Origin of the sequence: Nonomuraea sp. NBC_00507 (assembly GCF_036013525.1) — a bacterium.
GTDB lineage: Bacteria > Actinomycetota > Actinomycetes > Streptosporangiales > Streptosporangiaceae > Nonomuraea.
Window position 1 is genome coordinate 6,008,216 of record NZ_CP107853.1, and the last position, 25,577, is coordinate 6,033,792.

Annotated in this window: 22 protein-coding genes and 1 riboswitch; of the genes, 12 read left to right on the forward strand and 10 right to left on the reverse strand. The window is 71.1% G+C overall.

Annotated elements, in window-relative coordinates:
* The first annotated feature begins 1 nt into the window (after position 1).
* The 3 genes from OHA25_RS29145 to OHA25_RS29155 are packed head-to-tail and all read left to right on the forward strand — an operon-like array spanning position 2 to position 4,284.
* Positions 2 to 2,002, forward strand: coding sequence for a hydantoinase/oxoprolinase family protein (locus tag OHA25_RS29145; protein ID WP_327590628.1), 2,001 nt, complete (start codon positions 2 to 4; stop codon positions 2,000 to 2,002).
* Positions 1,995 to 3,803 carry a hydantoinase B/oxoprolinase family protein gene (locus OHA25_RS29150; protein ID WP_327590629.1) on the forward strand — a complete coding sequence of 603 codons (1,809 nt, stop codon included), beginning with the start codon at positions 1,995 to 1,997 and terminating at the stop codon, positions 3,801 to 3,803. The genes OHA25_RS29145 and OHA25_RS29150 overlap by 8 nt, the downstream gene beginning before the upstream one ends.
* 40 nt (positions 3,804 to 3,843) lie before the next feature.
* Positions 3,844 to 4,284: a hypothetical protein gene (locus OHA25_RS29155; protein ID WP_327590630.1), complete on the forward strand. Its 441-nt coding sequence runs from the start codon at positions 3,844 to 3,846 to the stop codon at positions 4,282 to 4,284.
* A 212-nt stretch (positions 4,285 to 4,496) separates the two neighbouring features.
* On the opposite strand, the gene OHA25_RS29160 is transcribed toward OHA25_RS29155, so the two are convergent.
* On the reverse strand, positions 4,497 to 5,366 hold the full coding sequence (locus OHA25_RS29160; protein WP_327590631.1) for an NAD(P)-dependent oxidoreductase: 870 nt from the start codon (positions 5,364 to 5,366) through the stop codon (positions 4,497 to 4,499).
* Between the two features lie 122 nt (positions 5,367 to 5,488).
* Positions 5,489 to 5,588: riboswitch (guanidine-I (ykkC/yxkD leader) on the forward strand.
* 51 nt (positions 5,589 to 5,639) lie between these two features.
* On the opposite strand from OHA25_RS29160, the gene OHA25_RS29165 reads away from it, so the two are divergent.
* The 5 genes from OHA25_RS29165 (at position 5,640) to OHA25_RS29185 (ending at position 11,579) form a co-directional block, all read left to right on the forward strand.
* The gene (locus OHA25_RS29165; protein ID WP_327590632.1) at positions 5,640 to 6,779 is read left to right on the forward strand and encodes an agmatinase family protein; all 1,140 of its coding nucleotides are present in this window, start codon (positions 5,640 to 5,642) and stop codon (positions 6,777 to 6,779) included.
* Positions 6,776 to 7,765 carry an ABC transporter substrate-binding protein gene (locus OHA25_RS29170; RefSeq protein WP_327590633.1) on the forward strand — a complete coding sequence of 330 codons (990 nt, stop codon included), beginning with the start codon at positions 6,776 to 6,778 and terminating at the stop codon, positions 7,763 to 7,765. Before OHA25_RS29165 ends, OHA25_RS29170 begins: the two co-directional genes overlap by 4 nt.
* Positions 7,766 to 8,001: 236 nt before the next feature.
* The gene (locus OHA25_RS29175) at positions 8,002 to 8,763 is read left to right on the forward strand and encodes an ABC transporter permease (protein WP_327590634.1); all 762 of its coding nucleotides are present in this window, start codon (positions 8,002 to 8,004) and stop codon (positions 8,761 to 8,763) included.
* The gene (locus tag OHA25_RS29180; protein ID WP_327590635.1) at positions 8,760 to 9,515 is read left to right on the forward strand and encodes an ABC transporter ATP-binding protein; all 756 of its coding nucleotides are present in this window, start codon (positions 8,760 to 8,762) and stop codon (positions 9,513 to 9,515) included. The genes OHA25_RS29175 and OHA25_RS29180 overlap by 4 nt, the downstream gene beginning before the upstream one ends.
* 57 nt (positions 9,516 to 9,572) lie before the next feature.
* Positions 9,573 to 11,579 carry a hypothetical protein gene (locus OHA25_RS29185; RefSeq protein ID WP_327590636.1) on the forward strand — a complete coding sequence of 669 codons (2,007 nt, stop codon included), beginning with the start codon at positions 9,573 to 9,575 and terminating at the stop codon, positions 11,577 to 11,579.
* On the opposite strand, the gene OHA25_RS29190 is transcribed toward OHA25_RS29185, so the two are convergent.
* Positions 11,576 to 13,534 carry a hypothetical protein gene (locus OHA25_RS29190; protein ID WP_327590637.1) on the reverse strand — a complete coding sequence of 653 codons (1,959 nt, stop codon included), beginning with the start codon at positions 13,532 to 13,534 and terminating at the stop codon, positions 11,576 to 11,578. The genes OHA25_RS29185 and OHA25_RS29190 overlap by 4 nt on opposite strands.
* Before the next feature lie 70 nt (positions 13,535 to 13,604).
* Between OHA25_RS29190 and OHA25_RS29195 the strand changes: the two genes are divergently transcribed.
* Positions 13,605 to 14,273 (forward strand): histidine phosphatase family protein, encoded by a 669-nt coding sequence (locus tag OHA25_RS29195; RefSeq protein ID WP_327590638.1) that lies wholly within the window; start codon positions 13,605 to 13,607, stop codon positions 14,271 to 14,273.
* On the opposite strand, the gene OHA25_RS29200 is transcribed toward OHA25_RS29195, so the two are convergent.
* Entirely contained in the window at positions 14,260 to 14,790 is a 531-nt protein-coding gene (locus tag OHA25_RS29200) for a uridine kinase family protein (protein ID WP_327590639.1), read from the reverse strand. The two genes, OHA25_RS29195 and OHA25_RS29200, sit on opposite strands and share 14 nt — an antisense overlap.
* Positions 14,791 to 14,896: 106 nt before the next feature.
* Here OHA25_RS29200 and OHA25_RS29205 point away from each other — a divergent pair, with 106 nt between their 5' ends.
* Positions 14,897 to 16,054 (forward strand): CaiB/BaiF CoA transferase family protein, encoded by a 1,158-nt coding sequence (locus OHA25_RS29205; protein ID WP_327590640.1) that lies wholly within the window; start codon positions 14,897 to 14,899, stop codon positions 16,052 to 16,054.
* A gap of 73 nt (positions 16,055 to 16,127) precedes the next feature.
* Positions 16,128 to 17,618: a carboxyl transferase domain-containing protein gene (locus OHA25_RS29210; protein ID WP_327590641.1), complete on the forward strand. Its 1,491-nt coding sequence runs from the start codon at positions 16,128 to 16,130 to the stop codon at positions 17,616 to 17,618.
* Here OHA25_RS29210 and OHA25_RS29215 read toward each other — a convergent pair.
* From OHA25_RS29215 to OHA25_RS29245, 7 genes are read right to left on the reverse strand one after another with little or no spacing between them, the layout of a single operon-like run.
* Positions 17,609 to 19,522 carry a hypothetical protein gene (locus OHA25_RS29215; RefSeq protein ID WP_327590642.1) on the reverse strand — a complete coding sequence of 638 codons (1,914 nt, stop codon included), beginning with the start codon at positions 19,520 to 19,522 and terminating at the stop codon, positions 17,609 to 17,611. The genes OHA25_RS29210 and OHA25_RS29215 overlap by 10 nt on opposite strands.
* A complete protein-coding gene (locus tag OHA25_RS29220; RefSeq protein WP_327590643.1) occupies positions 19,519 to 20,016 on the reverse strand; it encodes a sigma-70 family RNA polymerase sigma factor in 498 nt (165 codons plus the stop codon). Before OHA25_RS29220 ends, OHA25_RS29215 begins: the two co-directional genes overlap by 4 nt.
* A 33-nt stretch (positions 20,017 to 20,049) precedes the next feature.
* A complete protein-coding gene (locus OHA25_RS29225; protein WP_327590644.1) occupies positions 20,050 to 20,445 on the reverse strand; it encodes a hypothetical protein in 396 nt (131 codons plus the stop codon).
* Positions 20,446 to 20,503: 58 nt separating this feature from the next.
* Positions 20,504 to 20,950, reverse strand: a complete 447-nt coding sequence (locus tag OHA25_RS29230; RefSeq protein ID WP_305922763.1) for a hypothetical protein — start codon at positions 20,948 to 20,950, stop codon at positions 20,504 to 20,506.
* Between the two features lie 26 nt (positions 20,951 to 20,976).
* Positions 20,977 to 21,753 (reverse strand): carbon-nitrogen hydrolase family protein, encoded by a 777-nt coding sequence (locus OHA25_RS29235; RefSeq protein WP_327590645.1) that lies wholly within the window; start codon positions 21,751 to 21,753, stop codon positions 20,977 to 20,979.
* Positions 21,713 to 22,633, reverse strand: a complete 921-nt coding sequence (locus OHA25_RS29240; RefSeq protein ID WP_327590646.1) for a DUF418 domain-containing protein — start codon at positions 22,631 to 22,633, stop codon at positions 21,713 to 21,715. The genes OHA25_RS29235 and OHA25_RS29240 overlap by 41 nt, the downstream gene beginning before the upstream one ends.
* Positions 22,630 to 24,342 carry an alpha/beta hydrolase gene (locus OHA25_RS29245; RefSeq protein WP_327590647.1) on the reverse strand — a complete coding sequence of 571 codons (1,713 nt, stop codon included), beginning with the start codon at positions 24,340 to 24,342 and terminating at the stop codon, positions 22,630 to 22,632. The genes OHA25_RS29240 and OHA25_RS29245 overlap by 4 nt, the downstream gene beginning before the upstream one ends.
* Before the next feature lie 26 nt (positions 24,343 to 24,368).
* On the opposite strand from OHA25_RS29245, the gene OHA25_RS29250 reads away from it, so the two are divergent.
* Entirely contained in the window at positions 24,369 to 25,538 is a 1,170-nt protein-coding gene (locus tag OHA25_RS29250) for a pyridoxal phosphate-dependent aminotransferase (RefSeq protein WP_327590648.1), read from the forward strand.
* The last annotated feature ends 39 nt before the right edge of the window (positions 25,539 to 25,577 follow it).

The following is a 25,577-nucleotide window of genomic DNA, read 5'->3' on the forward strand; positions in this document are numbered from 1 at the left end:
CATGCGTAGCGTCCGTATCGGAGTGGACACCGGAGGCACATTCACCGACGTAGTCGCGGTGGACGAGCAGACCGGTGAGATCCTCACCACGAAGACCCCCTCGACTCCCGCCAACCCTGCGGACGGATTCCTCGCGGGCATCGCCAAGCTGGGCGAGCTCGACGTCGGCTCGATCGTGCACGGCACCACGGTGGCCACGAACCAGCTGCTCGAGGACCGGATCGCGAACCTCGGGTTCATCACGACCGAGGGCTTCGAGTTCATCCTGGAGATCGCCAGGCAGAGCGTGCCCGACGGTTACGGCAACTCCTACTTCTGGGTCAAGCCGCCCAGGATCGTTCCCGTGCACCTGGTGAAGACCGTCGGCGGGCGGCTCGACCACCTCGGCAACGAGGTGTGGCCGTTCTCGGAGGAGCAGGCCGTGGAGGTGGCCCGCTGGTTCCGCGCCAAGAACATCACCGCGATCGGCGTGTGCTTCCTGCACTCCTACGCCAACCCCGAGCACGAGCGCCGCATGCGCGAAGTGCTCTGGCGCGAGCACCCGGAGGCGGTGATCTCGTTGTCGAGCGACGTGCTGCGCGAATACCGCGAGTACGAGCGCTCGGTGACCACCCTCGTCGACGCGGCCGTCAAGCCCGCCATGCGCGGCTACATCGCCAGCCTCTCCACCCGCCTGGGCCGGCCGTTCTCCGTCATGAAGTCCAACGGCGGTATCCTGTCGGCGCGCGAGGTCGTCAACCAGCCGATCACCACTGTCCTGTCCGGGCCGGCGGCGGGTGCGCTGGGCGCGGCGCTCATCGCCGCCACGGCCGGGCACAAGTCGGTGATCACGCTGGACGGCGGCGGCACCTCGACCGACGTGGCCGTGGTGATCGACGGCGAGCCGTCCATCACCACCGAAGGCGCCATCGGCCGCTACCCGTGCAAGATCCCGATGATCGACATCGTCACGGTGGGCGCGGGCGGCGGCTCGATCGCCTGGATCTCGCCCGAGGGCACGCTCAAAGTCGGCCCCAGGTCCGCCGGCGCCGACCCGGGACCGCTCTGCTACGGCAAGGGCGGGACGGAGGTGACGGTCACCGACGCGCACGTGTTCCTCGGCCGCATCCCGCCGCACCTGCTCGGCGGTGAGATCCCGCTGAACGCCGACGCCGCTCGCACCGGCATCGAGGGCCTGGCCGACAAGCTCGGACTCAGCCCGGAGCGCACCGCGACCGGGATTCTGGAGATCAGCGCATTCAACCAGAGCAACGCGATCCGGCAGCTCACCGTCAAGCGGGGGCTCGACGTGCGGGACTTCCCGCTGGTGACGTTCGGCGGGTCCGGGCCGCTGCTGGCGTGCCGGCTGATCGACATCCTGGGCCTGCCCTCGGTCGTCATTCCGCGCGACCCTGGGAACGTTTCAGCGTTCGGGCTCCTCACGGTGGACGTCAAGAACGACTACGTCCGCACGTACGTCACCCGCGACCTCTCCCTCGGCAAGGCCGCCGAGATCTTCCACGACCTGGAGCATCAGGCGGGCGAGGCGCTGGACCGCGAGGGCTTCGACGACCCGGTCTACGTCCGCAGTGCCGACCTGCGCTATTACGGCCAAGGCTACGAGGTGCGCGTCCCCGCCCCGACCGGCGAGATCGACGGCGACTGGCACGCCCAAGTGATCGACCGCTTCCACGAGGCCCACGAGAAGCTCTACGGGTACGCCTACCGCGACGACCCCCGCCACGGCGTCGAATGGGTGAACCTGCGCGTCTCCGGCGTCGGCCCCATCACCCGCCCGACCCTGCGCCCGCTGGACAAGCCCGGCCCGGGCGCCACCGCCGTCCGTCCCGTGCACTTCGACGAGACCCGCGACACCCCGATCCACCAGCGGGCCGCGCTCGGCGCCGGCGCCAAGGTGTCGGGCCCCGCCGTGATCGAGGAGTACGGCTCGACGATCCCCGTCCACCCCGGCTTCACCGCCACGGTGGACACGTACGGAAACGTGGAGATAAAGCGTGACTGACCCCATCCTCATCGAGATCGTCGAGGGCACGCTGGCCTCCGTCGAGAAGGAGGTCGAGACCGCCATCGCGCGGACGGCGCGCTCGCCGATGATCCGCGACGCGCACGACTTCCGCGCCGGCATCCACGACGTGCGCCTGCGCAAGCTGACCGGCCGCTCCTACAGCGCGCTCGTCCAGCCGATCGTGCGTGACTTCCCGATCGAGACGATGAAGCCCGGCGACGTCTACTTCCACAACGACGTCTACCTCTCCGAAGGCGGCATCGGCCACCTGCCCGACCTGTGCGTGACCGTGCCGGTGTTCCACGAGGGCGAGGTCGTGGCGTTCGTGCAGGCGTTCGGCCACCACGACGACATCGGCGGCGCCGTGCCGGGCTCGATGCCCTCGCACGCCCGCTCGGTGTTCGAGGAGGGGCTGATGGTCCCGCCGATCAAGCTGTGGGACGAGGGCGTGCCGAACGAGGCCGCGCTGCGCATCATGACCCGCAACTCGCGCATGCCCGACTCGCTCGCCGGTGACCTGGACGCCGAGTGCTCGGCCTGCCTGATGGGCGCCCGCCGCCTGGCCGAGCTGTTCGAGCGGTACGGCAGGCAGGCCATCGAGGAGTGCTTCGACGCGATCATCTCCAAGACCACGGAGACGTTCCGCAGGGAGCTGCTGTCGAAGATCCCCGAGGGGACGTACGTGTGGGAGGACTACGCCGAGCACGACGGCGTGGACGAGCCCCGCCTGCACGCCCAGCGCATCACGCTGACCGTCGACCACGCGGTGGACTCGCCGCTGACGATCGACTTCACCGGCACGTCCCCGCAGGCCAAGGGCCCGATCAACCACGCCGGGGACTACGCCGACGGCGTGTTCCTGAAGAAGTGGCTGGCGCCGATCCTGCGCAACCTGGCCGACACGCCGGAGCGGATGGCGGAGCTGGACGTCAACGAGGGCGTCGTGCCGCTCATCAAGATGATCTTCCCGGAGAAGGGCACCCTCCTCACCCCGATCTTCCCCGCCCCCACGAACGCCCGCACGTTCGTCATCCTGCGCCTGCTCGGCGTGCTCGCCGGCGTCCTGGCGAAGGCCACGGGCGGGCGGATGCCGGCCGACCAGGAGACGATCCGGTACACAGGCGTGTACGGGACGGGCGTGGACGGGCAGCCGTACCTGATGCGGGAGGTGCTCGGCGGCGGCTCCGGCGGGCGCTGGTACGCCGACGGCGAGGACACTATCCACGTGGTGCCCGACTCGCGCAACATCCCGGTCGAGTTCGCCGAGGCGCGCTGGCCGTTCCGGGTGGAGCGGTTGGCGCTGGCCTGCGACTCCGGCGGTCCCGGCATGTTCAGGGGCGGGCTCGGCTACGACAAGCACATCAGGATGCTGCGGGACGCGTCGTACATGTCCATCGCGGATCGGTCCATCCTGTCCTGCTGGGGCGTCAACGGCGGCCTCGCCGGGCGGCCGTTCCGGGTGGAGATCGGCGGCAAGGAGATGGAGGGCCTGGTCGACGACCACCCGGTCCAGGCCGGCGAGGTCATCCGCATCCGGACCACTGGGGGTGGGGGCTGGGGGTCGCCGTACGACCGGGATCCGCGCGCGGTGGCGGCCGACGTCCGGGACGGCAAGGTCTCCATCGCCGGCGCTCTCGGCGACTACGGGGTCGTGCTGGACGGGGACCGCATCGACGAACAGGGCACGGCCGAACTCCGCGCCACCCTCCGGCCGCCGGCGGACCGGTTCTTCGACCGGGGGCCTGGCTACGCCAAGCTCTCGGGTGGGCGGAGTCTCGCAGAGGTAGACGAATTGTGATGAGGCGGCGACGCACCGCGCGGCGCTCCGGGCGCTCCTATTGCGTCGGCAGCGGACGCTGCACTGGCGCGATGAGAACGACAAGCGTCGCACCTGCATCATCGAGACGATCGCGCTGTTGCGTCCATCGGCGCTGGTCATCGTGGGCGCTGGGCTCGACGTCAAGCGACAGGAACGGGCGCGCCGGAAATGCATGGAGCACCTGCTCTGGGAGCTTGGGCGCAGGCCGGTGGTGGACGTGTTCTTCGAGTCGCGTGATCCTGCCATGGACACGGCCGACAAGAAGCTGATCGACGTGCTCCGCGTCCGCAACGCGATCGCTCCTCGGCTTCGGGCGTTGTGGGTACCCGCCGTCGAAGAGCCCCTCGCTTGGCTGCCAGACATCGTGGCGGGCGCGGCTTCGCTGGCCGCGTGTGGCGAGACGGAGTTTTGGGAGATGCTGGGTGGCGGCGTCGCATTGATGCCGATCGCGCTGGACTGAGCCCAGACAGCGCAAAGCCCGGGCTCCTGTCGTCCGGCAGTCCACCCGGGCTCACTTCCACTCCCATCAGCGATGGGCGGCAACCTCAATGTACCCGAGCGCCCACGGAAAGTCACCTGGAATGCGCAGGCCGGGGCTCCTGTCGTCCGGCAGTCCACCCGGGCTCACTTCCAATCCCCCCGCAGGAAGGCGGCGTGCTGCGACTTTATCGACTACCCCTTGTCGAAGCTCGCGAAATACGTAGCCGCCATGTCCTCGTCCCCATGCCCCTGGGCCTCCGCCCGCCGGAAGCGTTCCCCGGCCGCCTCCACCACGTCCAGCCGGACCCTGGCCGCCTCCCCGGCCCGCGTGATCAGCCGCGTGTCCTTCTCCGCGTTGGACACCGTGAAGCTGGGCGTGAAGTCCCCCTCCATGATCGCCTTCGACTTGGCCTGGAAGTAGGCGTTGTCCAGCGGTCCGCCGCTGATCACCTGCCGGACCAGGTCGGGATCCAGCCCCAGGCCCTTGGCGAGGGCGAGGGACTCGGCGATGACGGCGGTCAGGGAGATGGCGTAACTCACCGCGGCGAGCTTCAGCTTGGAGGCCGTGCCGTCGGCACCGGACTCGCCGAGCCAGAGCGTGCGCTGGCCGACCGCGGCGAAGACCGGCTCCAGCACCTGCTGGGCGGACTGCGGCCCCGCGGCCAGGATGATCAGCTTGCCCTGCTCGGCCGGCTGCTTCGTGCCCTGCACCGGCGCGTCCACGAACGTCAGCCCGTGCTCGCCCGCCAGCGCCGCCAGCCCGGCGACCGCGTCGATCCCGACCGTGCTCATTTGCGCCCAAACCTGCCCGGACCGCAGCCCGGGCGCGGCGGCGGTCATCGCGGCGCGTACCGCGTCGCCGTCGCTCAGCATCGTGACGATCACGTCCGCGCCCTCGACCGCCTCGGCCGGAGACCCGGCCACCACCGCGCCGTCGGCTTCCAAGGGCTCGGCCTTGTCTCGAGTGCGGTTCCACGCCGTGACCAGCAGGCCGGATTTGACGAGGTTGCGGGCCATGGGAGCGCCCATGAGGCCGGTTCCGAGAAATGCGACAGAGGTCATGGGATCACCCTACGAAGAGCCGGGAAGCGGCCCACGCCCGGGGGACCGGTAAGCCGACTGGAACAAGGTCTTAACGGCGGGGAAACACCGCAGGAGTCCACTGAGGGGGACTCACCGAGAGCGTGAGGCGCACCTAGGGTTCCGCCGGTTCCACGGGTCTGGTCCGAGAGGTGCAGGCGGCCTGTGCCGGTCGCTCCACGGCGGGACAAAAGCCCGGGAGGTCAGCCAACGCCTGGCTGCCTTCCGGCCGGGCGACGATCATTCGGAGCTCGAATGCACTGGCACCCCCGCAAACTCCACGACGACTACGGACCCGAGGCGCGCTTCGCCGTCGAACGCGAGGCCGAGCTGCCCACGACCGCCTGGGACCGCGAGGTGGCCCGCGCCCTGGAGCTGGGCCTGCAGGGCGCCGACTCCATCGTGGACCGGCGCATCCCCACCTTCTCGCGCGGCGAGCTGCCGCACTTCGCGGGCATCAACACCTTCCTCAAGGCCCCGTACGTCGAGGACGTGCGCACCTGCGGCGACTACGACGTGGCCGTGCTCGGAGCGCCGTTCGACGGCGGGACCACCTATCGCCCCGGCACCCGGTTCGGGCCGCAGGGCATCCGCCGTATCTCGGCGCTGTACGGGCCGTACAGCTTCGAGCTCGGCGTGGACCTGCGCGAGTCGATCACGATGGCCGACCTCGGCGACATCTTCACGATCCCGGGCAACATCGAGAAGACCTTCGACCAGATCTCCAAGGCCGTCTCCCACGTGTACGCCAGCGGCGCGTTCCCCGTCGTCCTCGGCGGCGACCACTCGATCGGCTACCCGACGGTGCGCGGCGTCGCCGAGCACCTGTCCGGAAATCTCGGGATCATTCACTTCGACCGGCACGTCGACACCCAGGAGACCGACCTCGACGAGCGCATGCACACGACGCCGTGGTTCCACGCCACCGACCTCCCCAACGTGCCCCCGCAGAACCTCGTCCAGATCGGCATCGGCGGCTGGCAGGCCCCCAGGCCCGGCGTGAAGGTCGGCCGCGAGCGCGGCACCACCATCATGACGGTCACCGACTGCGTCGAGATGGGCATCGAGGCCGCCGCCGAGAAGGCGCTGGAGGTGGCCTGGCGCGGGGCCGAGGCCGTGTGGTTGTCGTTCGACGTGGACTGCCTGGACGCGGCGTTCGTGCCGGGCACCGGGTGGCCGGAGCCTGGCGGGTTCCTGCCGCGGGAGGTGCTCAAGTTCATCCAGATCATCGCCGACGCGGCGCCGCTGGCCGGGATCGAGGTGGTCGAGTGCAGCCCGCCGTACGACAACGCCGACATCACCTCGCTGATCGCCACCCGCGTCATCTGCGACACGCTCGGCTGCCTGGTCCGCTCCGGTCACCTGCCGTCCAAGAAGAAGGAGGCCGCGTCATGATCCGCATGATCCGCCGGCTCCTGACCGCCGCACTGCTCGTCGTCTGCGCCGCCTGCGGCGGCGGCCAGCCGGCCGCGCCCACGGGCTCTGCCGGCAAGGCCGTCACCCTGGGTTTCTCCGCCTGGCCCGGCTGGTTTCCGTGGCAGGTCGCCCAGGAGAAGGGGCTGTTCGCCAAGAACGGCGTCACCGTCGAGCTGAAGTACTTCGACAGCTACACCGACAGTCTCACCGCCCTCGCCACCGGGAACATCGACGCCAACAGCCAGACGCTCAACGACACGCTCGCCTCCGTCTCCGGCGGCGCCAAGCAGACGGTCGTGCTGGTGAACGACAACTCCACCGGCAACGATCAGATCATCGCCAAGCCGGGCATCACGTCGGTGGCGCAGCTCAAGGGCAGGACGGTCGCCGCCGAGCAAGGGACCGTGGACCATTACCTGCTGCTGCTCGCCCTGCGCAAGGCCGGGCTCAAGCAGAGTGACATCACGTTCAAGCCGCTGCCCACGGATGCGGCGGCGGCCGCGTTCAAGGCGGGGCAGGTGGACGCGGTCGGGGTGTTCGCGCCCTTCACGACGACCGCGCTGGAGCTGCCCGGCGCCACCGCCATCGCCACGTCCAAGGACTTTCCCGGGGCCATTCCGGACCATCTGGTGGTGTCGCGTTCTCTTGCCGCCGACCGGCCCGAGGTCGTGCAGGGGCTGGTGAAGACCTGGTTCGACACGCTGACCTGGATCGAGTCGAACAAGGCGGAGGCTCGTACGATCATGGCCAAGCGGGCGGGGGTGAGCGAGCAGGCCTACGCCGAGTACGACGCCGGGACCACGATCTTCTCGCTGGCCGACAATCTGGAGGCGTTCAGCTCAGGGAGCCTGGATAAACAGGCCAAGGAGATCGGCGCCTTCCTGACCGAGTCGGGCCTCGCTGACACGGCGCCGCCGCTGGACGGCCTGCTGGATGCGCGCTTCGTCCAGGGGGTGTCGTCATGAGCGGTCCGCCGGTCCGTGCGGCATCCGCCCAGGGTGCCGGATCGACCCCCGCGCCGTTGGGCGCACGGCCTTCGAGGGAGCCGGCCGCGGCGCCGGGTGCCGGGCATGCGAGCGAGCGGCGGTCAGGAGACCGCGCCGATTGGCCGCCGCTCCCGAAACGCTCCACCCGTGGCCTGCGCCGCACGGGCGCCTCACCGCTCGCCCGCCTGCTGCACCGGCGATCGGCGGATGGCGGCATGCGGGTGTTGCCTGGGCGGGCGCGGTGGGGGCTGAGGGCCGTGGCGGTGCTCGTGCCGCTGGCTCTCTGGTGGGCTGTCAGCTCCATGGGCGTCGTCGACCCGACCTTTCTGCCCTCGCCCGCCGCCGTGGCCCAGGCGTTCGCCGAGATGGCGGCCAGCGGACAGCTGTGGTCGGACACCGCCGCCAGCCTGGGCAGGGTGAGTGCCGGCTTCGGGCTCGCGGTGGCGATCTCGGTGCCGCTGGGCATGGCCATGGGCACCTCCCAGGTCGCGCTGGCGCTGCTGGAGCCGGTGATCGGGTTGCTGAGATACCTGCCGGCTTCCGCGTTCATCCCGCTCCTGATCATCTGGCTCGGCCTGGGTGAGCCGTCCAAGATCGCGATCCTGGTCATCGGGGTGGTGTTCTTCAACACGCTCATGACGGCCGACGCGGTCCGGGCCGTGCCGGCCGAGCTGCGCAGGGCCGCCGCCACGCTCGGCGCGACCGGCGGCGAGGTGCTGCGCAAGGTCGTCTGGCCGTACGCGCTGCCCGGCATGATCGACGCGATGCGCGTCAACGCGGCGGCCGCGTGGAACTTCGTGGTCGTCGCCGAGCTGATCGCCGCCGAGTCCGGGCTCGGCTACCGGATCGTCCGCGCCCAGCGCTTCCTCCAGACCGACCGCATCTTCGCGGTGCTTGTCGTGATCGGCGTCATCGGCCTGGCCATCGACGTCGGGTTGAGGCTGGCCAGAGCCAGGATCGGGAGGTGGGTGGGGTGACGCTCGTGCTGTGCGACGTCGTCAAGGAGTACGCCGGCTGCCGCGTCCTCGACGGCATCGGCCTGGAGGTGCGGCGCGGCGACTTCCTGTGCATCGTGGGCGCCAGCGGTTCGGGCAAGTCCACGCTGCTCAGCATGATCGCCGGCCTGGAGCCGGTCACCGGCGGCACGATGGAGCTCGACGGCGTCCCCGTGAGCGGTCCGGGCCCCGAGCGCGGGCTGGTGTTCCAGTCGGGGGCGCTGTTCCCGTTCCTCACAGTGGCCGAGAACGTCGCCTTCGGCCTGCGGTTGCTGCCCCTGCCCGCCGCCGAGCGCGAGCGGCGCGTCCAGTGGTACCTGTCGGAGGTCGGGCTGACGGCCCTCGCGCACGCGTTGCCCAGGCAACTGTCGGGCGGCCAGCGGCAGCGCGTGGCGATCGCCCGTGCGCTGGCCTGCGAGCCGTCCATCCTGCTGCTCGACGAGCCGTTCGGCGCCCTCGACGTGCAGACGAAGGAGGACATGCAGGTTTTCCTGCACCAGGTGTGGCGGGACACCGGCGCGACCGTCCTCATGGTCACCCACGACGTCGAGGAGGCCGTGCTGCTGGGGAGGCGCGTGATCGTGCTCACCTCCGACCCGGGGCGGGTGGCGGCCGAGTTGCCCGTACCGCTGCCGGACCGCCGGGAGATCGGCCTCAAGCGGACGCCGGACTTCCTCGACCTCCGCGCGACGGTCGAGGACCTCATCAGAGGACGAGTGCCAGTGCGAGATTAGTTCCTTTGCCGTAATTCGGTATTGACGCGAAACACGGCGGCTTTCTAGGTTTCGGTCATGACCCTAATAAAACGCTTACTGGCGTACGGCATGGTGACCGCCCTCGCCGTGCTCGGCGCCGCCGACCCGGCGGCCGCGTCGGCGCCCCGCGTGGAGGATCTCGGCGTCCCCCTGGAGGACGTGCTGCTGATCGGCGGCGTGGTGGCTCCGGGACCCGGCGGCCGGACCGTGCTGTGGGGCGCCTCCTCGGGCGCCCCCGCCCACCTCAACGCCGTCGATCCCGCCACCGGCGCCGAGGTGGCCAGGCACGACCTGCCGGGCGCCGCCGGCTCCTGGGCCGTGGACGCCGCTCCGGACGGCGGCGTCTACATCGGCACGTACGGCGACGGCCGCCTCTACCGCTGGACGGACCAGGGCGGCGTCCAGGACCTCGGCAGGCCCCTGCCCTCGGAGAACTTCATCTGGTCTGTCGCCGCGGGCGAGGGCGCCACCGTCTACGGCGGCACCTCGCCGGGCGGCCGCCTGTTCGGCTACGACCCCGCGACCGGCGTACGCGACTACGGCCGGCTCTCACCCACCCACGCCTACGTCCGCAGCGTCTCCTACGCCGGCGGGAAGATCTACGCGGGCACCGAGGCCCCCGCAGCCGTCTTCGAGATCGACGCCGCCTCGGGCGCGACCCGGCAGCTCCCTATGCCCGACGGCCTGGACCCGGCGGGCAAGTGGGCCTACGACGTCAACGTCGCGGCGGGCTTCCTCTATGTCCGCTTCGGCGGCGCGAGCCCCGGACCGCTGCACGTCTGGGACATCGCCGCCGGCCGGTGGAGCGACACGCTCGACGCCGCGCACGGCCTGGACGTCTCGCCCCCGGACGACCAGGGTGCGGTCTACCTGGTCAAGGGTGGTGAGCTGGTCCGTTACGACCCCCGGACCAAGGCCACGACGGGGACCGGGGTGCCCATCACCGGCCGGGTGGCCAACACGCGCGGCATCGGCTGGGCCGAGCTGGGCCTGCCGGACTATCCGGGCAAGAGCGTCGTCGGCCTGCTCTGGCGCGGGCTGATGTTCCGCTACAACCCGCAGACCGGCGCGAAGTCGTTCGTGCAGACGGGTGTCAAGGGCGAGCCCATCGACGTGACCGCGCTGGCGGAGGGCCCCGACGGCCGCATGTACACCGGCGGCTTCCTCAACGGCGGCTTCGCCGCCCTGGACCCGGTGACGGGCAAGAGGGAGGAGTTCCACACGTTCTCGCAGAGCGAGGACATGACGGCCCACGACGGCAAGCTCTACATCGGCGCCTATCCCGAGGCCAGGGTGTACGCCTACGACCCGGCGCTGCCGTGGAACAGCACCGAGTACTCGCCGAGCCCCGAGCCCGGCCCGGCGGCGAACCCGGCCCGGCTGTTCGACCTCGCCGCGGACCAGCAGATCAGGCCTCGGGCACTGGCGTCGGCGGGCCGCTACCTCGCCGCGGGCACCATGCCCGACCTCGGCCACCTCGGCGGTGTGCTGGCCATCTGGGATCCGCGGACCGGGACGCTCAAGCACGCCCAGCGCAACGTGGTCAAGGACCAGAGCATCGTCTCGCTCGCCTACCGCGACGGCGTGCTCTACGGCGGCACCTCCATTTACAGCGGCCAGTCGGCCACACCGCCGACCCAGCCGGAGGCCAAGCTGTTCGCGTGGTCGGTGAAGGAGAACCGGCTGCTGTGGGAGATCGTCCCCGCCCCGGGCAAGCCCGCCGTCCCGGCGCTGACGTTCGACGACCGGGGGCGGTTGTGGGGGATCGCCGGCGGTGAGGTGTTCGCGGTCAGCACGGCCGCCCGCAAGGTGGTCGAACGCGTCACGCTGTCGACTAGCAAGAGCTCGAGCGGGCAGATCGCCTTCAACCGGCGCGATCGCGTCCTGTACGGCGCGCACGCCGGCCAGAGCGTCTTCTCGCTCGACCCGCGGACCGGGCGGCACGCCGTGCTGCGGCAGGGACCTGTGCACCAGCTCGCGGTGCACAGGTCCGGGGACGTCTACTTCGCCGAGGGGTCGCGCCTGTTCCGGCTGACCCGTTAGCAAATGCGGTAGGTGTAGAAGTTCTCGTTGCGTGACAGGTAGAGGTGGCCGTCAGGACCGAGGGTGAGGTTGGTGATCGGGCGGGCGATGCGCGCGAACGCCATCGTCCCTGGATCGAACCGGTACACCTTGCCCTGCACCTTGCCCCACAGGAACCCCTTGTGGAAGAAGAGGTGGGTGTCCAGCCAGACCTGTGTGGCGCCGGCCCAGTTGTAGGTCTGGTGCTGGACGGACCTGACGGTCCGCCCGGTGGCCGGGTCCAGCTCGAACAGAGTGTCCGGGGTCAGCCCCCACAGCCGCCCCGCGTCGTCGAAGACGATCGAGCCGAGCGCCAGGTCGCCGGCGACGGGGGTGGACTGCCACTTGAGCGAGTCCGTGGCGATGTCGTACGCGAACGCCACGGCCTCGCCCGCCGGCGTGCTGGTGCCGCCGAAGGCCGACGTAGCGCCGTAGATGATCCCGTCGCGGTACGCCAGCCCGATGATGCTGTGGCCGGGGATGATGTTCCGCCTGATGACCGAGCGGCCGGTGGCGGGGTCGAGCAGGCCGAGCGCGCCGCCGTGGGTGCCGGCCTTGGGCACCGTGCCGAACGCCAGCCAGTCGCCCGCGGAGATCATCGCGAAGGGCCGGTCCTGCTCCTGGCCGCCGAGGTCGAGCAGGAGCCGGGGCGCGGTTCCGTCGAACTCGTAGATCCGCGCTCCGGGGTAGACGCCGAGGTAGAGCTTGCCCTTGTGGGTGACGATGCCCTCGCTCTGACCGACTTTTGTCCAGTTCGTTGCCTCGCCGGTGGCGGGGTCGTAGGCGGCCAGGCCGCCGCTGAAGAAGCCGCCCGCGTAGACGCGGCCGTCGGGGCCCGCGCCGAGTGAGCGCATGCTGACGGGCTGGGCGGTCAGCGTGCCGTCGAGCAGCCGGCCCTGCCCCGTCTTGCGGTCGAAGTGCCAGATGCGGCCGGTGGAGCTGGTGCCGACGAGCACGTTCCCGAGCCAGCCGAGCGTGCGTGCGGCGCCGTCGCCGTACTCGGTGAAGCCCAGCTTGATGATCTTCTCGGTCTCGAGGTCGTATTTCACCAGCTCGTCGTTCTGGAACAGGTAGAGGTCGTGGCCGCGCCTGGCGCCGCCGACCGTGAGGCTGTCGACGTCCTCCACGACGTCCTTCCACTTGCGCGAGCCCAGGTCGTACACGCCCATGGGGTTGGCGCCCGTCGAGGTGGAGAAACGGACGAGCAGGTAGCGTCCGGCCACGTCCACGTCGTACGCGTAGCCGCTGCCCTCGATGGGCGGGTCGATCATCCGCTCGACCGTGCCGCCGGGGGCGAGCACCGCGACCTTCATGCTGCCCGCGCCGACGCCCGCGTATACGGTGCCGTCCTTGCCCACGGCCAGGTCCCTGACGAGCTGGTCACCCGGGACGGGGCTGCCCAGGTCGGTGTAGCCGCCGGTCGCGGTGTCGTAGCGGAAGAGCTTGCCCGTGGGTGACGTGCCGCCGTAGACGGCCGAGCCGTCGGGGCTGGCCGCGACGGTCCAGATGAAACTCTCGGTCGCGATGGGGATGCCGAGCTCGCTGACCTGGTCGGTGGACGGGGTGTAGCGGAAGAGGCGGCCGCCCATGGCGCCAGTCGTGCCGTTGTAGCTGCCCACGTACACCGAGTGGTCCGGGGTGACGGTGACGGCCCAGGAGCCGAGGGCGACCGGGAGCGGCCGCTCGCCGATCAGGCGGCCGTCGCGGGCGTCCCTGATCCCGAGCTGCGCCGGCCCGGAGGCGCTGGAGGTGACGGAGTAGACGCGTGGTCCCTCCGGGTGGTGGGCGTCCAACGCGGTGCCGGCGGTGGTGGTCTCCGTCAGAAGCGTGCCGAGGTTCTGGAAACCGCATCCGGAGGGAGGAGTCGGCGTAGATTCGGCCTGGGCCGGAGATGAGAGGGATAAGGCTGTGAGTAGTACTACAGCGAGGATGCGCACGGATGGCCTCCACTAGTCGATAACGGACTAGACCGTAATTTGCCGAGCGGGTTCGTGGCAAGATGGCGGGATGGGGCCGGGACTGATCATGGCGGTGCGACACGGGCAGAGCCAGGCCAACCTCGCCTATCAGGAGGCCGGCGATCGGCCGCTGTTCTACGAGCCGGGCGACCATGAGGTCACGCTGACCGAGCTGGGCAGGGCGCAGGCCGCCGCGCTGGGGCGGTTACTGGCGGCCATGCCCGCCGCCGAGGCCCCCGAGCTGGTGTGGTGCTCCCCCTACTTGCGGGCGCTCGACACGTGGAAGATCGCGCAGCACGCGTGGGGCGTGGACCTGCTGCCTGTCACCGTGGACGAGCGGCTCAGGGACCAGGAGGCGGGGGCGTTCGCGCACTACAACCTGGCCGCGATCAGGGAGCGGTTCCCCGAGGAGCTGGCGCGGTGGGAGGCGGAGGGCGCCTACGCCTTCCGCCCGCCCGGCGGCGAGTCCCTGGCGGACGTCGTCGTCCGGCTGAGGGACTTCCTGAAGGACCTGGACGGGCGGCGGGTCCTGATCGTCGCCCACGACTCCGTGGTGCTGGGGTTGCGCCACGTCATCGCGGACCGCCCGGACGCCGACCTGGCGGAGGTCCTGGAGTTCGCGCCGGTGCTGAACGCGTCCGTGTCCGTCTGGCGGAGCGGCGCCGGCCGGTTCGAGCTCGTCCGGTTCAACGACGTCGCCCACCTCACGTCCGGATGACGAGATCGGCACGCTCGCGGGTGCGGTCCGCCGCGAACCACGCCTTCTCCGCCGCGAACCACTCCTGCCACTGCGGCTCCAGCTCGAGCCCGTCCCGCTCCAGCACGCGGGCGAAGCGCACCGGCTCGGCGGCCTCCACCCAGATGGTGAACGCCAGCAGATGAGCCGCCGAGGCGCGGGCCGTGCCGACGCCCTCGATGACGAGGACCGGTGCCAAGGGGACGGTCACCTGCTCGGCGTATTCTCCGCGTACCCAGTCGTACCTGCGGAAACCGCCAGGCCGCCCGCTCTGGAGCGGGCGCAGCACCTGCTCCTCCAAAGCGTGGAACCAGCGGCCCGGCCCCTCCTCCCACGGCACCGGAAAGTCGTCGCTGTGGATCACCTGGCACCCGAGTGCCGTCCCGAGCCGTTTCGCGAACGTGGTCTTTCCCGCCCCGGCGGGCCCGTCCACGGCCACCAGGCGGACCGGACCGCAGGAGGGCCGCAGGCTCCTGATGCGGTCGGCCAGCGAATTCACCGACCCAGGTTAGATGACGGGGGACATGCAACTGAGAGAATGTTCTTTCGCCCCGACCGCAGGCGGCACGTACGCAAGCAGCCCGGACGCAAGCAGGAGGTTGACCGTGCTCGGACCCCTCGGCGACATCGTCGTGCTCGACCTGTCCAGGGCCCTGGCCGGACCGCACGCGGCGCAGATGCTCGGTGACCTGGGCGCACGGGTGATCAAGGTGGAGCATCCGGACGGGGGTGACGAGTCGCGCGGCTGGGGGCCGCCGTTCGTCGGACCGGATCACGATATTTCGACGTATTTTCTGGCGGCCAACCGCAACAAGCAGTCCATCGCCGTTGACATGAAGTCTCCCGAGGGCAAACGGCTCATCGAGCGCCTCGTCCGCCAGAGCGACGTCCTCGTGGAGAACTTCCGCACCGGCGTGCTCGACCGCCTCGGCTTCTCCGTCGAGCGGCTGCACGAGCTCAACCCGCGCCTGGTCATCCTGTCGATCACCGGCTTCGGCCACGACGGCCCGGAGGGCGGCCGCCCCGGCTACGACCAGATCGCCCAGGGCGAGGCCGGGCTGATGTCGCTGACCGGCCCCTCGCCCGACGAGCCCTACCGCGTCGGCGCCTCCATTTCCGACCTGCTCGCCGGCATCCACGGCGCCTACGGCGTGGCCGGCGCGCTCTACGAGCGCGAGCGCACCGGCAAGGGCCGCGTCGTGCGCACCTCGCTGCTGGCCGCCGTCACCGGCGTGCACGCCTACCACGGCACCGCCTGGACGGTGGGCGGCCAGGTGCCCGCCGCCAGCGGCAACCACCACGTCTCCATCACCCCGTACGGCTCCTTCCGCTGCGCCGACGGCATGCTGCAGATCGCCGCCGCCAACGAGGGCCAGTGGCGCAAGGTCGCCACCCTGCTCGGCATCGACCCCGAAACGCCGCGCTATGCCACGAACAAGGACCGGCGCGCCCACCGCGAGGAGCTGATCGCCGACATGGAGAAGGCCCTGGCCGCCCACGACCGCGGCCACTGGCTGGCCAAGCTCGGCGCGGCCGGAGTGCCGGCCGGTGCGATCAGATCGCTCGACGAGGTCTACACCTGGGAGCAGACCCGCTCGCAGGGCCTGGTCGTCGAGGTCGAGCACCCCGTGCTCGGCCGCATCGAGCTGCCGGGGCCGCCGCTGCGCTTCGACGGGCTGACCGGGGCGGAGCACACCGCGCCGCCCATGCTCGGCCAGGACGGCGACGCGGTGCTGGCCTGGCTGGAGGAACGTGAAGGATGATTCGCGATCGGTGGCACCGTCTGATGCGCTCGCGCGTCAACATTGCAACGTCGGCAGACATTAGGGAGCGATAGTGAGCCGTCCGGACGCGCGCACTCTGATCGAAACGGTCCTCGACCGGGGATCGTGGAAGTCGTGGGACGCGCCGCCCGCCGATCCGGCCGAGCCCGGCTCCTCCTACGCCGACGAGCTGGCCGCCGCCCGCGCCAAGTCCGGCTACGACGAGGCGGTGGTCACCGGTGAAGGGCTGCTCGAGGGCCGCAGGGTGGCGGTCGTGGCGTGCGAGTTCTCGTTCATGGCCGGCTCGATCGGGGTGGCGGCCGCCGAGCGGTTCGTGTCGGCGGTCGAGCGGGCCACCCGCGAGCGGCTGCCGCTGCTGGCCGCGCCGGCCTCCGGGGGCACCCGCATGCAGGAGGGCGCGCTCGCGTTCGTCCAGATGGTGAAGATCACAGTGGCCCTGCAGGCGCACCGGCTCGCCGGGCTGCCCTACCTGGTGTATTTGCGGCATCCGACGACCGGCGGAGTGTTCGCGTCGTGGGGGTCGCTCGGGCACGTCGCCGCCGCCGAGCCGGAGGCGTTGATCGGGTTCCTGGGGCCGCGGGTCTTCGAGGCGCTGCACGGCTATCCCTTCCCCGAGGGCGTGCAGGTCGCTGAAAACCTGCGCCGCAAGGGCCTGCTCGACGCCGTGGTCTCGGCCAGTGACCTGCGGGCGATCGCGATCAGGGCGCTGGCCGTGCTGGCCGCCGACCGCTCCGCCATCGAGGCGGGACCGGCCCCGGAGGAGGACCTGCGGCCGGTGGAGGCGTGGGAGGCGATCACCCGCTCACGCCGCGACGACCGGCCGGGCGTGCGTGCGCTGCTCAAGCTCGCCGCCACCGACGTGACCCCGCTCAGCGGCACGGGGGAGGGGGAGAACGAGCCGGGGCTGCTGCTGGCGCTGGCCAAGTTCGGCAGCGCGCCGGCCGTGGTGCTCGGCCAGGACCGGCGGGTCCAGCGGGCCAACTCGCCGCTAGGCCCGGCGGGGCTCCGGGTGGCCAGACGCGGCATGCGGCTGGCCGCCGAGCTGGGCCTGCCGCTGATCACCGTGATCGACACGGCCGGAGCCGACCTGTCGAAGGCGGCCGAGGAGGGCGGGCTGGCCGCCGAGATCGCCCGCTGCCTGGCCGAGCTCGTCATGCTCGACGCGCCGACCGTCTGCCTGCTGCTCGGCGAGGGCGCCGGCGGCGCGGCGCTGGCGCTGCTGCCCGCCGACCGGGTGCTCTGCGCGCAACACGCCTGGTTGTCGCCGCTGCCGCCCGAGGGCGCCTCGGCGATCCTCTACCGTTCGGTCGACTTCGCTCCCGAGATCGCCCAGGCGCAGCGCATCCGCGCCACCGACCTGCGGCACGACGGCATCGTGGACCGGGTCATCCCGGAGCTGCCGGACGCCGCGTACGAGCCGAGGCAGTTCTGCGAGCGGGTGGGGCGGGCGCTGGAGCACGAGATCGCGGGATTGCTGGCGATGAGCCCGGCGGACCGTCTCGCGGCCCGCCAGGCTCGCTACCGCACCCTGGGTCAGCGGTAGGTCCACACCTCCTTGCCGTCGGCGGCGTAGCCCGTGAGGGTCGCTCCCTCGCCGAAGTCGGTTCCCTTGGGCGTCACGCCCGCGAACAACGTCACGCCCTGCCTCCAGGGATCGGGCACGGCCGCGGCTGTGGCGGTCCCGCCGACCTTCAGGGTGATCACGACCTTGGCCGTGCCGGCGGGCGCGTAGCCGTACCAGGCGTTATCGCCGTGGCTCCAGTACGCCGGCCGCCGGGCGTCGAACTGCTCGCTCAGCTTCGCGCCGGGGACCGGCCCGGGAAGGGCCGGCACCAGCTCGCCGTCCTCCCAGAAGGACATGCAGCTGCCGCTCAAGTACGCCGTGATGCCCGCGGACAGGGCCAGGCGGTCGGCCTCGGACGTGGGAGCCTGCCTGCCACACGCCTTGTCGAAGGTGGCGACCGGCCGGGCTGCCTGGCCCTGGACCTTCAGGAGGTAACCCCCGACCTCGGCGTCGAGCGGCACCGAGACGTGCCAGAACGGCAGTGGAGTACCTTCGCCGCGCAGGAACTCGGCCCGCACCCGCCGCCCGTCGGACAACACGGCCTCGACCCACTCCCAGTCGTCGCGGGCCGGGCCGAAGTGGATGACGGCTCCTGGTTCCGGCAGGTAGGCGGTCGTCGACTGGACCGGGAAGGAGTGCTCCTGGCCAGTGGCGGCGCACCACGTCACACCCCGGTCGGCCGGTGAGGCGCCTCCGGACGCGCAGAACATCTGCGGGTCGCCGTCGTGTTGGGAGAACCAGACGCGCATCGGCCGACCGGAGCTCTCGGTGCCGGGGACGACCATCACGGGGCCGATCGTCCGGGTGTCCGGGCCGGGTTTCTCCCTAGACGGTTCCTCGTGCCGCCAGATCTCCTTGCCGGTGGTGTCGTAGGCGACCGCGCGGTAGCCCTGGTGCCCGTCGCCGTCCACGCCGGCGTCGGCGAACAACACGATGCCCAGGCCCCACGGATCGGGCCGGGTCTCCAGGCCGGTGGTGCCCCCGCCGTTGACGGACACCTCCACCCTGGCCACGCCGGCCCGGGCGTAGCCGGTGATGACGTCGTCGCGCACGTTCACGATCACCGGCGCGTCCCGTGTGGTCGCCAGGCCCCCGCCGAGGTGCGCGCCGTTCCGCGACCAGTTCAGCTCGGCGCCGTCCTTCACACGGTGCGGCCGCACGGTGATGCCGTCGGACAGCTCCATGGCCAGGCCCATCGCCGGCCCGAGCGGCGGCGAGAGCATGTCGCGGGACGATCGCGCGATGCTCCTGCCCTGCTCGTCGGCATACTCGACGCCGGTCATCGCGTCCTGGGCCGGATAGGCGACCGTCCAGATCCGGTACGGCGCCCCCTCCGGGGTCACCAGCGTGCCCGTGATCTTCCGCCCGGACGTCGTGATCCCGGTGACGGCGCCGACGTTCGGCGTCGCCACGCCCCAGTCCAGCGCTGTCGCCGCCCCATCGCGCAGGGTGCTGCCCGAGAACCAGACGTCCCACTGCTCCGGCACGTCCGAGCAGCCGCCGTACGGGTCCCCCGCGGCCCGCTCCGCGATGTAGCAGACCTCGGGATAGCCCGCCCGCGCCTTGGCGAACCAGAGCCGCAGCGGCTTGCCCTCGGTCGGATTGTCCACGGTCACCTGCTCGCCGGCGGGCGTACGGTCCCGCATGAGCTGCCGGTAGATCGCGTCAGGGTCGGCCGCGGTGTTCCTGCCCAGGCCCCCGTTGAGCAGGACGGGAACGAACACGGCCAGCAGCGCTGCGGGCAGCGCGGCCACGAGGAGCCGGCCGGGGCGGCGGCGCGGCCGGCGGGCCAGCACTCGCGCCCAGGCGTCCGGGCTCGCCTCGTAGGTCTGGGCGTGCGCGTCGAACGCGGCGCGAAGGCGCCCTTCCAGCTGGTCCATCACGCGTCCTCCTCCTTCAGCGCCTTGCCGAGGGCGGCCAGGGCCCTGCTGGCGTGCGTCTTCACCGAGCCGGGCGACACGCCCATGGCGTCGGCGATCTCGCGTTCGGACAGGTCCAGCCAGTAGCGCAGGACCAGGGCCTCGCGCTGGCGGCGAGGCAGGCGGTCGACGGCGGCGAGCAGCTCGCGATGCTCCTCGGCGACGAGCACGGCGTGCTCGCTGCTGCGCGCCGGCTCAGGGGGGTCGGGGCGGCGTAACCGGATCAGCCTGAGGTGCCGCAGCCGGTTGCGGGTCAGGTTGCAGACGGTCGCGCGCAGGTAGGCCAGGGCGGCCCCGTCGTCGCGCAACCGCCTGGTGTGCAGCCGGGCGAACGCCTCCTGGGCGATGTCCTCAGGGTCGTCGGCGCCGAGCAGTCCCGCCAGGCGTACCAGACTCTGGTACTGGGCGGCGAACAACTCGGCGAACGACGGCTGCGCCATGGTTGCTGTGTCGATCACACTTCAGAGACACACCAGGCGTGTGTTCGTTGACTAAGGAACCGGGATACGTTCGACCCGGATGGAGAAGACCTCTTCGCGGGGCACCACGACCTCGTAGGCGCCGTGGTCCACCATCCAGTAGCCCAGCGCCTCAGCCTTCATCCCGCTGTGCCCGGTGTAGGCGATGTGCAGCCCGTCCTCGTCCTCGTCCAGCACGATGCACGGCTCCCCGCCGAACGCCCCCACCGTGCGGATCAGCACCAGCCACTCCACCTCGGACCTGGCCACGGTGCGCCGCCAGTAGCCGGCCGCCGGCTCGAAGCCCTCCAGCTCGGCCTCGCTGAACAACACCACCTGGTCGTTGTCGGGGCCGAGCGCGGCAGGCAGGGTCCGCTCGCCGTAGCGGGCCACGAAGCCGGAGGCGACCGGCGCGATCTCCTCGCTCATGCACCCTCCTTCGTCGGGTGCATGAGCGAGACTCGGCTGTGTCTACTGGTTCGCTCGCTCATGCGGCGGGCCGCCAGGTCAGCCCGTCGTAGTCGGCGAAGCGCCGCTCACTGTCCGGGGTGAGGTGGACGATCTCCGCACCGGCCGGGATCGGCATCGGCACGGTGTGGAACTGCGGCACCACGTGGTCGGGGGAGGTCGTGAACCCGTTGCCGGCGAACGGCGGCGCGTCACTCCAGTCGCCACCCATGTGGGGCCCGTACGGCACCGCGTAGGTGTCGACATCGCGGGCATACCACCGCATCACATATAGCTCGGGCACCTCGGCGAACAACTCCGATCCGTCGAACGACAGGTCGAGCCCCCAGTAGAGCGCCTCGGGTGTGGTCAGCCTGACGCAGTCCTGCACCCGATAGACGTAGCCGGAGATCACCGTGCGCTTGCCCGACAGGTAGGGCACGAGCAGACGCGGCGGGATGACCTTCTGCATCTGCGTTCCGCTCACGGTACTACTTTACGATCGGTTGACCCCTACAAAACCCGATGTTCCAAGCAGGGGAGCGTGGCCCGGGCCGTGGCGGTCCATTCCTGGTCCACCCGCACCACCTGCACGCCGGGTGCGGTGCCGAGGTCGGCGCGGACCACGCCCAGCGGGTCCACCAGCATGCTGCGGCCCACGCCGTAGCCGTCGGACGACTCGGCCGGGTTGGGCGCCTGGCCGACGGCCGCGGTCCACGTCGTGTTCTCCAAGGCCCGGGCCCTGACGAGGGTCACCCAGTGGTCCTCCTTCAGCGGCCCGGAACCCCAGGCCGCGATCACCGCGAACAGCTCCGCGCCCTTGTCGACCAGCGCCCTGGCCAGCTCGGGGAAACGGATGTCGTAGCAGGTGATCAGCCCCACCCTGAGCCCGGCCAGCTCCACGACGACCGGCTCGGCGCCGGGCGCGACCAGGTCCGACTCCTTCGCGCCGAACGAGTCGAACAGGTGGATCTTCCGGTACGCCGCCGCGATGACGCCCTGGGCGTCGATGGCCACGGCCGTGTTGTGCACCCGATCCTCGCCCGGCTCGAACACGCCGGCGATCACCGCCGTGCCGTGCTCGCGTGCCGCCTCGGCCAGGCCCGACACGAACGGCCCGTCCAGCGGCTCGGCCAGGCTCGTGATGCGCCGTCCGTAGCGGGTGAGCGTGGCCTCGGGGAAGATGGCCAGGTCGGCCCCTTCGGCTCGGGAGAGCGCCTCCCTGACCCTCTTGAGGTTCGTCGACGGGTCAGGTGACACCGGGATCTGGCAGAGGGCGATTGTGGTCACGGCCCGACTCTAGCTTGTTGGGCACCAGCCGGAATCGGGTCAGGCACCGCCAGACCCACTCGAGCGGACCGTACCTGAACCGCGCCAGCCACCACCGGCTGAGCACCACCTGCACGGCCACGGTCACCAGCGCCACGGCCACCACCGCCCAGCGGGTCGGGTCGGCCTCCCGCACCGGCCCGGTCAGGACGATCACCGCGGTGCCCGTGACGTAGTTCGTCAGCGCCATCTTCCCCAAGGGCTCCAGCACCGCCGACAACCACGGCCGCAATGCCAGCAGCAGCCCCAGCGAGTACGCAGCCGCCCCGGCCAGCGCGGCCATGCTGTAGGCGAGCCACTCGTTGGTGAGGGCCCACGAGGCCGTCAGCAGCGCGGTGGCCACCCCCGCCGCCGCGAACCCCGGTAGCAGCAGCCACCTGGGCGGCCGCAGCTCCCACAGGGCCATGCCGACCAGGAACAGCCCGGGGATCAGCAGCGGCCCCCCGCCCACCAGCAACGCCCACGTGATCGTCGCCAGCCCCAGCAGCAGCACCGGCGCCCCCGGCGCCAGGAACGTGGCGGGCAGCAGCACCACAGCCCCGTAGAAGGCGTAGTCGGTGAGCACCTCGCCCTCGTAGAACGTGTGCTGGATCAGCCCGATGCAGAACAACCAGAACAGCCGGCTCAGCAGCGCCCACCGGCTGTTGCCGCGCAGGAAGAGCATGAAGCTGATGCCGAACAGCAACGAGAAGATCGGGTAGAACCGGCTCTGGAGGAACGCCTCGATGGTCCAGTCGAGGGTGTTCGGCGGCTCATGCGGGGTGTGCTGCCAGGTGTTGACCAGCATGATGCCGCTCACCGCGAAGCCGCGGAGGGCGTCGAGCTCTCGGATGCGCGTCATAGGACCCAGGTGAACCACCATACGAGGAATCCGCCGCTGATGACGGTCGCGGCGATCTGCGGCCATCGGCGGTGGCGGAGCAGCACCGCGGCGGTCAGCACGGCCGAGGCGACCGCGATCCACGTGTACATGCCGACCACGCCGGGGACGCCGACGGCCAGAGCCGTCTCGTTCCTGACCGCCTGGTCGTACACGGACTGCGCCACCAGCCCGGCGAACGCCACGCCCGCCAGCCCGCCGAACGCCGCCATCGACCGGCCCTTCAGCGCGCCCGTCACCAGCTGGACCAGTGCCGCGAGCGCGAACAACCCGAACGGCGCGGCCAGCCACGGCGACCGGGAGATCTGGTAAGGGGCGCCGGTCACGTGCAGGTCGCCAGGCCGGTCGGCGTCGTCCAGGCACGGCGCGGCGGTGTTGGAGACCGGATCGGCCATGAACTCGACGATCTTCCTTCGGGCGCATGCACTGGTGAGGAAGACGGCGTGCGCGGCGCCGGGGATCTCGGCGAAGCGGCCGGCGGGGAGCGCCTCGGCGGCGGGTCTGCTGGTCCTGGGCGGGGTGGTGGGGTCGTACCGGCCGCCGAGCACGAGCACCGGGCCCTTGGGGGCGCTGTTGACCGGTGTGGACTTGGGGAGCCGCCACGCGTCGCACACCGCTCTGTCGGCGTTCACGGTGAAGAGCCGGGACTTGGCGGTGAAGGCGTTGAACGGGACCTCGTCCTGGCACTGCACCGCGTGATACAGCCCGAACGCGTGCGAGGTCAGCCCTTCGCCCACGGCGTCCGCCAGCGGCCGCAGCAGCTCGTCGTGCCCGTCGGCCAGCGCCGGGACCAGCGTCGGCGCCACCGCGGCGACGTCAGCCTCGTGCAGCGCCTCCGCCATGATCGTGGCCACGTCGTCGCCGGTCATCCGCGCCGTGAACCCCCTGCCGAGCACCGGGTCGGCGACCGGCACCCGCGCCGGTGCGGCGTTCAGCCTGGCGGTCATGGCCGCGGACTCGTCCCGGACGCCGAGTAGGGTCATCGTGTCCGCGAGGTTGCGTTCGGCGTCGTCGTACCAGGCGACGCGCTCCGGCAGGAACGAGTCCAGCACCACGGTGCGGGTGCCCTCCGGGTCGGCCGCGGCCACGTCCAGCATGACCCTCGTCGAATAGCTGACGCCGAACAGGTTCCACGACGCGTAGCCGAGCTCCCGACGTAACGCGACGACGTCGGCCACGATCTCCTTCGTGTTGTATCCCCGCAGGTCGATGCCCTGTTCGCGGAGCCGGTCCCGGCACTTGACGGCGGCCGCGCCCACGTCGGCGGGCGGCGTGCGCAGCTGCCCGAGCAGCGCCGCGGCCGTCTCGGGGCAGCCCAGCACCGGCTCGGAGTGCGGGCCGCCGCGCTGCTCGATCGTCACCACGTCACGGTCCGGGAACATCGCGCTCAGGAAACCGGTGAGTTGGATCGACGCCGATCCAGGGCCGCCGCTCATGTACACGACCGGGTCCGGTTTGCGCCCTTTCGCGGTCGAAGAGCGCACGGCGTAGCCGACCTTGATCTTCCTGTCCGGGGCGTCCCTGCGCTCAGGGACGACGAGGAACCCGCAGGTGGTGCGGGGCGGCATGGCGACCGGGCAGCCGCCTGGCCGAGGCGCGGCGGACGGTGGGGTGAAGGTCATGACGGCAGGCACGGCCAGGGCGAGGGCGAGCACGACCCGAGTGATCACGGAAGGAAGACTAATAGTCTGGCGTTGTGACGGAACCTCTTGTGGCCAGGATGCGCGCCTTCGGGACGACGATTTTCGCCGAGATGAGCGCGCTCGCCGTTCAGACCGGGTCGATCAACCTCGGTCAGGGCTTCCCCGACACCGACGGGCCGGCGGCGATGCTCGATCGCGCGGTCCAGGCGATCACGTCGGGCGCCAACCAATATCCTCCGGGGCCCGGGATGCCCGAGCTGCGCCGTGCCGTCTCCGAGCACCGGGCCGAGCATTACGGGCTGTCCTACGATCCGGCCGGCGAGATCCTCGTCACCGTGGGCGCCACCGAGGCCATCGCGGCGAGCGTGCTGGCACTGTGCGAGCCGGGCGACGAGGTGATCGCGTTCGAGCCCTACTACGACTCCTACGCCGCCTCGATCGCGCTGGCCCAGGCCCGGCTGGTGGGCGTCACGCTGCGCCCGGTCGCGGGCCGCTTCACGTTCGACCCCGACGAGCTGCGTGCCGCCGTCACGCCGCGCACCCGCGCCATCCTGGTCAACTCGCCGCACAACCCCACGGGGACCGTGTTCACCCGCGCCGAGCTGACCGCCATCGCCGAGCTCTGCCAGGAGCGGGATCTCGTGGCGATCACCGACGAGGTCTACGAGCACCTGACGTTCGACGGAGTCGAGCACATTCCGCTGGCCACCCTGCCCGGCATGCGGGAGCGCACCGTGATGATCTCCTCGGCGGGCAAGACGTTCTCGGTGACCGGCTGGAAGACCGGGTGGGTCTGCGCGCCGGCGCCGCTGGTCACGGCGGTGCAGACGGTCAAGCAGTTCCTCACGTTCACCGCGAGCGCGCCGTGGCAGCTGGCGGTCGCGTACGGGCTGCGGCAGGAGCTGGAGTGGGTGGCCGCGTTGCGCGCCGGGCTCCAGGACAAGCGCGACCGGCTCATGGAGGGGCTGGCGGCTGCCGGGTTCGAGGTGCTCAAGCCGGCGGGCACCTATTTCGTGCAGACCGACATCAGGCCGCTCGGGTTCGCCGACGGGCTGGACCTGACGAGGAGGTTGCCGGAGCTGGCCGGGGTGGTGGCGATCCCCACCCAGGTCTTCTACGAGCATCCCGAGCGCGGCCGGCACTTCGTCAGGTTCGCCTTCTGCAAGAAGGAGGAGGTCATCGACGAGGCCGTGACCCGGCTCAAGCGTCTGTCGGAGGCCTGAGTCCGCTGGTATTGCGGTTGGTCATCACATCGTCACGTA

Excerpts from the sequence above, each read along its gene's own strand:
- OHA25_RS29175 (WP_327590634.1), top strand. The coding sequence starts at position 8,002 with ATGCGGGTGTTGCCTGGGCGGGCGCGGTGGGGGCTGAGGGCCGTGGCG.
- OHA25_RS29195 (WP_327590638.1), top strand. The coding sequence starts at position 13,605 with ATGGGGCCGGGACTGATCATGGCGGTGCGACACGGGCAGAGCCAGGCC.
- OHA25_RS29145 (WP_327590628.1), top strand. The coding sequence starts at position 2 with ATGCGTAGCGTCCGTATCGGAGTGGACACCGGAGGCACATTCACCGAC.
- OHA25_RS29225 (WP_327590644.1), bottom strand. The coding sequence starts at position 20,445 with ATGAGCGAGGAGATCGCGCCGGTCGCCTCCGGCTTCGTGGCCCGCTAC.
- OHA25_RS29160 (WP_327590631.1), bottom strand. The coding sequence starts at position 5,366 with ATGACCTCTGTCGCATTTCTCGGAACCGGCCTCATGGGCGCTCCCATG.
- OHA25_RS29185 (WP_327590636.1), top strand. The coding sequence starts at position 9,573 with ATGACCCTAATAAAACGCTTACTGGCGTACGGCATGGTGACCGCCCTC.
- OHA25_RS29240 (WP_327590646.1), bottom strand. The coding sequence starts at position 22,633 with ATGACGCGCATCCGAGAGCTCGACGCCCTCCGCGGCTTCGCGGTGAGC.
- OHA25_RS29170 (WP_327590633.1), top strand. The coding sequence starts at position 6,776 with ATGATCCGCATGATCCGCCGGCTCCTGACCGCCGCACTGCTCGTCGTC.
- OHA25_RS29165 (WP_327590632.1), top strand. The coding sequence starts at position 5,640 with ATGCACTGGCACCCCCGCAAACTCCACGACGACTACGGACCCGAGGCG.